Raw genomic sequence first — 5,743 nt, 5'->3', positions numbered from 1 at the left:
TTTATACGGGCATTCCATCTTTAGATTTGTCCTCAGAACCGGGGTACTTTTAAAAGTCTGTGTAGGTGATGTCATGATTACCCTACTTTTCCCCTTGCTCTTTTGAACGCAGCGTATCAACCTGTTTCGCTGCTAAATCATTACGATGGTTCAAGCCGGACATTCAGTTTCCCTAATCATGGATGGTTGGCAGTGGTCGCATTTGGTAGTAGGTTCTACTTCACGCCTTCCGTTCCCCGCTTCAATCCTGGGGTTATGATTCCCAAAACTGGGGGTGGCTATCGCCGTTACTCTCAACGCAATTGTTAAGGAATCATTAATATTTCCAGTTTGGCGTTTTGACCTTGAGTTCCCTGCCTTGTTTTGTATATTTCTATACCAAACGTTGGGACATATAAACAGTTATGGGATGGTCAGGGTACGAGTCCCTTATATTTGACCAAGGGGTGAAAGTCCCACTCGGAGGTTGTTTCAGGCATTGCCGCCTTATTTGACTCCTAAACGTCTCGCACCAAGAAGTTGCACTTTATGGAAACAGAATTGCCGCGGTTATCCTAAATAAGGGGATTGCCTAACCTGTTATCCGCAAAAAAAAAGCGAGCGAGCTAACAAACGCCCGCCCGCAAGCCACTACAGCGCCAAAACAGAGAGCGGCAAGCCCCGCCCGAACTGCCCAGCCGGCAACGAGCCAACAAACACTGGACAACTAACAACAAACCAGCACCCGCACCGCCGAACAGCCAACGCACCAGCGCCAATTTTATATTGGTTAAATAAAATGGTTGAGCGCAAAAAAGGGAAAAAACTTCAGGTAAAAGTATCTATTGATACAGTTCATGTCGGAGAAAAACAGTTTAATGCACATGGTCAGTTTATCTACTCACATGTATAATCATGAAATTCGCAAAGACGGTCTTATCTCAGCGAGATGAATGGAAAGGAGTAGAAAACCTTTGTATTAAATGTGGTAAATTTCATCCAAGTCAATCTCATTGGGAATTCATGGAAACCATGCCCAGTGATCCTTTGCACATGATCAATGACTTGACCAAGATGGGAGTATATAAACCCCAAACATTTGATATTGCCGATGCTCTGAGTACCGCCGAACTAAGAAAAGAGTTATTTTTGAAAATGGCGGGTAAAGGTAATCCCAAGCGTGAAAAATTGGTCTTGGAATTAGCAAAACAAGCGGGAGGTTTGGATAATGCCTTTTCTGCCGCCTTTGGAGCAAAATCTGGGCAGTTTTTTGGGGATGCCATCCGTAATGGGGAAGTAAGTCGCCGTAAGTTTTTACAAAATATTGCCATCGGTGCAGCCCTTGTTACCCTGGTAAATGCTTGTGGGGATACGGTAATTGAGCCTGATGATCCTCCCCCAGATGTATCGGATTTGGAAAAAACAGATTTACGAGTAGGCTTTATTCCCATTACCTGTGCAACTCCCATTATTATGTCTCAGCCTTTGGGCTTTTATCAAAAACATGGTCTAAATACTCAGAACGTCAGAATGCCAAGCTGGGGAGCGATAAGAGATTCCGCCATTGCGGGGGAATTGGATGCTTATCATATGTTAGCCCCCATGCCCATCGCCATGACTTTAGGATTAGGCTCGGCTACCTTTGGAGTGAAACTGGCTAGTATTGAAAATATTAATGGTCAAGCCATTACCATCGCCGACAAGCATCGGGGTAATGTCAATAAGCCAGAAGATTTTAGAGGCTTTGTTTTGGGTGTACCTTTCCCTTATTCAATGCACAATTTACTGCTCAGATATTATCTCGCCACTGGTGGTATTAATCCCGATACTGATGTTACCATTCGCTCTGTACCTCCCCCAGATAGTATTGCCCAGCTAATTGCTGGAGATATTGATGGTTTCTTGATGCCTGATCCTTTTAACCAAAGAGCCGTTTTTGAAGGGGCAGGGTTTATTTATAAACTTACCAAAGATCTTTGGGATGGTCATCCCTGTTGTGCTTTTGCAGCCAGTGATACTTGGATAAACGATAATCCTAATACTTTCCGAGCTTTGAATAAAGCAATTATTCAGGCAACGGATTACGCTAGTGAGTCAGGAAATAGGGAGGAAATTGCCGAGGCTATTTCTGGTAGATCTTTCCTTAATCAACCTGTGGAGGTGGTTAAAGCCGTATTAACGGGTAATTTTGAAGATGGTTTGGGTAATAGTTTTAATGTACCCGATCGCATCGATTTTGACCCCTATCCTTGGCAGAGTTTTGCTAACTGGATTACGTCTCAGTTAGTCCGTTGGGATATTTCAGGAAATGGTAGGGCAGCCCAATTGATCGCTGATGGTAGTTATGACGAAATCGGGCAGGATGTGTTTTTAACGGATTTAGCGAGGGAATTGGCTCAGGAATTAGGACAAACTCCCCCTGATGATATTTATCGCACGGAAACCCTGGCTTTGGATGAATTTAACCCTCAAGATCCAGAAGGCTATATACAGGCTCAAATTGATGAGTTTGGCTTCTAGGAGTTTATCCTCCCTAGCCCCTTAATAAGGGGGTAATGAATAGTTACTTATCAATTCCACAATTTTTTGTGGATAGGGGGGTAAAACTAATGCAGAGTTTGCCTTGTTGTTTTGGCAAGAAAGAGAACACTAATTGCAGTAAAGATGAATATTACTCAAGACAATAAATTTAAACAATTCTTAGAAAATGAAAACATAAAAGCGCTGGGGATATTCCTTATTTCCCTCGGCATTTTTCTCTCATCGTGGGAAATAGGGGCAAATCTGGAACTATTTTCCCAAGGAGTACCTACCGCTTCTGTGACTATTAAGGAGTTGTGGTGGTGGTTGACTAATCCTTTTTTCAATAATGGCCCTAATGATATGGGTATTGGTTGGAATTTATTGATTAGTTTGCGACGGGTGGCAATCGGTTATATTATGGCTTCGGTGATTGCCGTACCCTTGGGCATTTTAATCGGTATTTCTAAAATTGCTGCGAAAGCGTTTAACCCCTATGTACAGTTACTCAAACCAGTTTCTCCTTTGGCTTGGTTGCCTTTGGGTTTATATTTATTCCGAGATTCCGAAAAAACAGGTATTTTTATTATCTTAATCAGTAGTATTTGGCCTACCCTTGTCAATACAGCTTTTGGGGTTAGTAATGTTAACTCCGATTATCTTGATGTGGCGAGAACTTTGGGTGCTTCCCGTTGGCGCACTATTTTTAAGGTAATTATTCCGGCGGCACTACCTAATATTATTTCGGGATTAAGAATCAGTATGGGTATTTCTTGGTTGGTAATCGTGGCGGCAGAAATGCTTTTGGGCACAGGGTTAGGTTACTTCATCTGGAATGAATGGAATAACCTATATTTACCTAATATTATCGTTGCCATTATCATCATCGGTTTGGTGGGTTTAATACTTGACCAAATTTTTATCTTCCTTGAAAATCTTGTTTCTTTCGGTAAAAAATAATGACTGTATCTAATCAACCAGAATATTTAACTTATCTTGAAGCCCCAGATACTGTTCAGGTATGTTTAAGGGGAGTATCAAAGGTATTTTCTACTAAGCATGGCTTATTTGGCAGTAAGAAAAAAACTTTTGTCGCCCTTGAAAATATCAATCTCAATATTGAATACAATAATTTTGTCAGTATCATTGGCCCTTCGGGTTGTGGTAAATCTASTTTATTGAGTATTATCGCTGGTTTAACCTCGGCAACTACAGGCTCGGTAATGATGAACAAAGAACCCATCACAGGGCCTGGGCCTGATCGTGGTATGGTGTTCMAAAATTATGCCCTCATGCCTTGGATGACGGTGGAGGAAAATATCCGCTTTGCCCTGGAGACGGTTTACCCGAAAATGTCTCCTACCAATTTAAAAAGAATTGTAAAAGAGCATTTACAAATGGTGAACCTGGAAGGGGCGGCAAAAAAACATCCCCATGAGTTATCAGGGGGTATGAGGCAAAGGGTAGGGATAGCCAGAGCTTTGGCTATTAATCCTGATATTTTGCTGATGGATGAGCCTTTTGGGGCGCTAGATGCTCTAACTCGTGGTTTTTTGCAGGAAGAAATCGAGCGAATTTGGGAAGAACATCGCAAAACTGTAATCATGATTACTCACAGTATTGATGAGGCTTTGTTACTGTCTGATAAGATTATTATGATGACCAAAGGTCCTGCGGCCGGTATTGCTCAGGTGTTGGATGTGCCTTTTCCTCGTCCTCGCAATCGTCTTGAGGTGGAAGAACATCCCGCCTATCATGATTTGAAGGTGGCGATGGAGGAACATTTATACCGAGAAACTCGCGCCGTGGAAGAAGCGAGGGTGGCTTAGGAAGGTGATTATGGTAACTGAATCTAAACCCCCTTTTCCTCCTTTTACCCTAGAGACGGCGACTCAAAAGGTCAAGATGGCTGAGGATGCTTGGAATATCAGAGATCCTGAAAAGGTTGTTTTAGCTTATACGGTTGATTCTCAATGGCGCAATCGTGATGAGTTTTTGTCTGGTAGGAAGGAGATTAAGGCTTTTTTGTATCGTAAATGGGCAACGGAGTTGGATTATCGTTTGCGTAAGGAGCTATGGGCTTTTACGGGTGATCGCATTGCGGTGCGGTTTGAGTATGAGTGGCATGATTCATCTAAGCAGTGGTATCGTGCCTATGGTAATGAGATGTGGGAATTTGCGGAAAATGGTTTGATGCAATATCGATTTGCGAGTATCAATGATCTGGCTATTGCTGAATCGGATCGTAAGTTCCTTTGGGAAAGGGATTAGATCCTTGTCTGTTCCCCGCAAATTTGGGGCTAGATCCCCCCCAACCCTCTTAATAAGGGGGGAGTCTCAACAAAACAATTAATTTATTTATGGTAGTCCTTTTGAATTGTAAGATCAGATCTCCCCTTACCTCCCTTAACAAGGGGGCAATGAAGGCTAATGGTTTACAAGTTTGGATAATCAGTTATATCAAAAGTCGGGGTTTTTGCCCCCTAAATCTCCTAATTCTGGGGGTTTCCACTATTGCTATTTATCTGGACTCAATATTACAAGTTATTTAGGACTACCATGTTTACCAATCAAAAAATCAACAAATAAGGAGAATTTTAAATGACTGCACCTATTACTGAAAAATTATTGGCTGCTAAGAAAGCAAGATGTGTTAGTTTTACTGAGTTGGAGCAACTTTTAGGACGGGATGAGGTTTGGATTGCGTCAGTGATTTATCGTCAGGCGAGTGCGGATGAGGCTGAAGCCAAAAAGTTGGTGGAGGCTTTGGGTTTACCTGCGGAGTTGGCGGATGAGTTGACTGTGCCTCCTCTCAAGGGTTCTTTAGATCCTGTTATTCCTTCTGATCCTCTGATTTATCGTTTTTATGAAATCATGCAGGTGTATGGGATGCCTATAAAAGAGGTAATCCATGAAAAGTTTGGGGATGGTATCATGAGTGCGATCGATTTTACCCTCGATGTGGAAAAGGTTGAAGATCCTAAGGGCGATCGTGTCCAGGTGATTATGTGTGGTAAGTTCTTACCTTATAAGAAGTGGTAGCACTAATTAAATAGATGGGTGCATCTCAATTAGGAGATGAGTATAATTACTCAGGGAAAAAATCTACTCTTACCCTGATTAAGCAGCTAACGCGCCATTTAGGTAGGCACAGCGATGCCTCAACACCTTCGGCACATTCTCCCTTCGCCATTGTGCCCCCGGCAACTTCACCCTCATCCCAATGTGTGTCACCAACGACTCC

The 5,743-nt window shown here is 42.5% G+C and carries 5 protein-coding genes and 1 pseudogene; 5 read left to right on the top strand and 1 reads right to left on the bottom strand.

Annotation, left to right across the window (positions count from 1 at the left end; genetic code table 11):
• Window positions 1-894: 894 nt before the first annotated feature.
• From B9T16_RS24805 to cynS, 5 genes are all read left to right on the top strand, one after another.
• A complete protein-coding gene (locus tag B9T16_RS24805; protein ID WP_014275517.1) occupies window positions 895-2,499 on the top strand; it encodes a CmpA/NrtA family ABC transporter substrate-binding protein in 1,605 nt (534 codons plus the stop codon).
• A 144-nt stretch (window positions 2,500-2,643) separates the two neighbouring features.
• On the top strand, window positions 2,644-3,459 hold the full coding sequence (ntrB, locus tag B9T16_RS24800; protein WP_006616529.1) for a nitrate ABC transporter permease: 816 nt from the start codon (window positions 2,644-2,646) through the stop codon (window positions 3,457-3,459).
• Window positions 3,459-4,328: an ABC transporter ATP-binding protein gene (locus B9T16_RS24795; protein WP_410246021.1), complete on the top strand. Its 870-nt coding sequence runs from the start codon at window positions 3,459-3,461 to the stop codon at window positions 4,326-4,328. Before ntrB ends, B9T16_RS24795 begins: the two co-directional genes overlap by 1 nt.
• Before the next feature lie 10 nt (window positions 4,329-4,338).
• Complete coding sequence (locus tag B9T16_RS24790) at window positions 4,339-4,770, top strand: DUF1348 family protein (RefSeq protein ID WP_006616531.1); 432 nt, start codon at window positions 4,339-4,341, stop codon at window positions 4,768-4,770.
• Window positions 4,771-5,100: 330 nt separating this feature from the next.
• Complete coding sequence (gene cynS, locus B9T16_RS24785) at window positions 5,101-5,541, top strand: cyanase (RefSeq protein ID WP_006616532.1); 441 nt, start codon at window positions 5,101-5,103, stop codon at window positions 5,539-5,541.
• A 78-nt stretch (window positions 5,542-5,619) separates the two neighbouring features.
• Here cynS and B9T16_RS24780 read toward each other — a convergent pair.
• A pseudogene (locus B9T16_RS24780) lies at window positions 5,620-5,743 on the bottom strand (ISKra4 family transposase); the annotation flags it as partial.

Source organism: Arthrospira sp. PCC 8006 (assembly GCF_046480465.1).
GTDB lineage: Bacteria > Cyanobacteriota > Cyanobacteriia > Cyanobacteriales > Microcoleaceae > Limnospira > Limnospira platensis.
This window is presented reverse-complemented; position numbering and strand designations above follow the sequence as displayed.

What these genes read in the sequence shown, in the direction of transcription:
- B9T16_RS24805 (WP_014275517.1), top strand. Translation starts at nt 895, where the DNA reads ATGAAATTCGCAAAGACGGTCTTATCTCAGCGAGATGAATGGAAAGGA.
- ntrB (WP_006616529.1), top strand. Translation starts at nt 2,644, where the DNA reads ATGAATATTACTCAAGACAATAAATTTAAACAATTCTTAGAAAATGAA.
- B9T16_RS24790 (WP_006616531.1), top strand. Translation starts at nt 4,339, where the DNA reads ATGGTAACTGAATCTAAACCCCCTTTTCCTCCTTTTACCCTAGAGACG.
- cynS (WP_006616532.1), top strand. Translation starts at nt 5,101, where the DNA reads ATGACTGCACCTATTACTGAAAAATTATTGGCTGCTAAGAAAGCAAGA.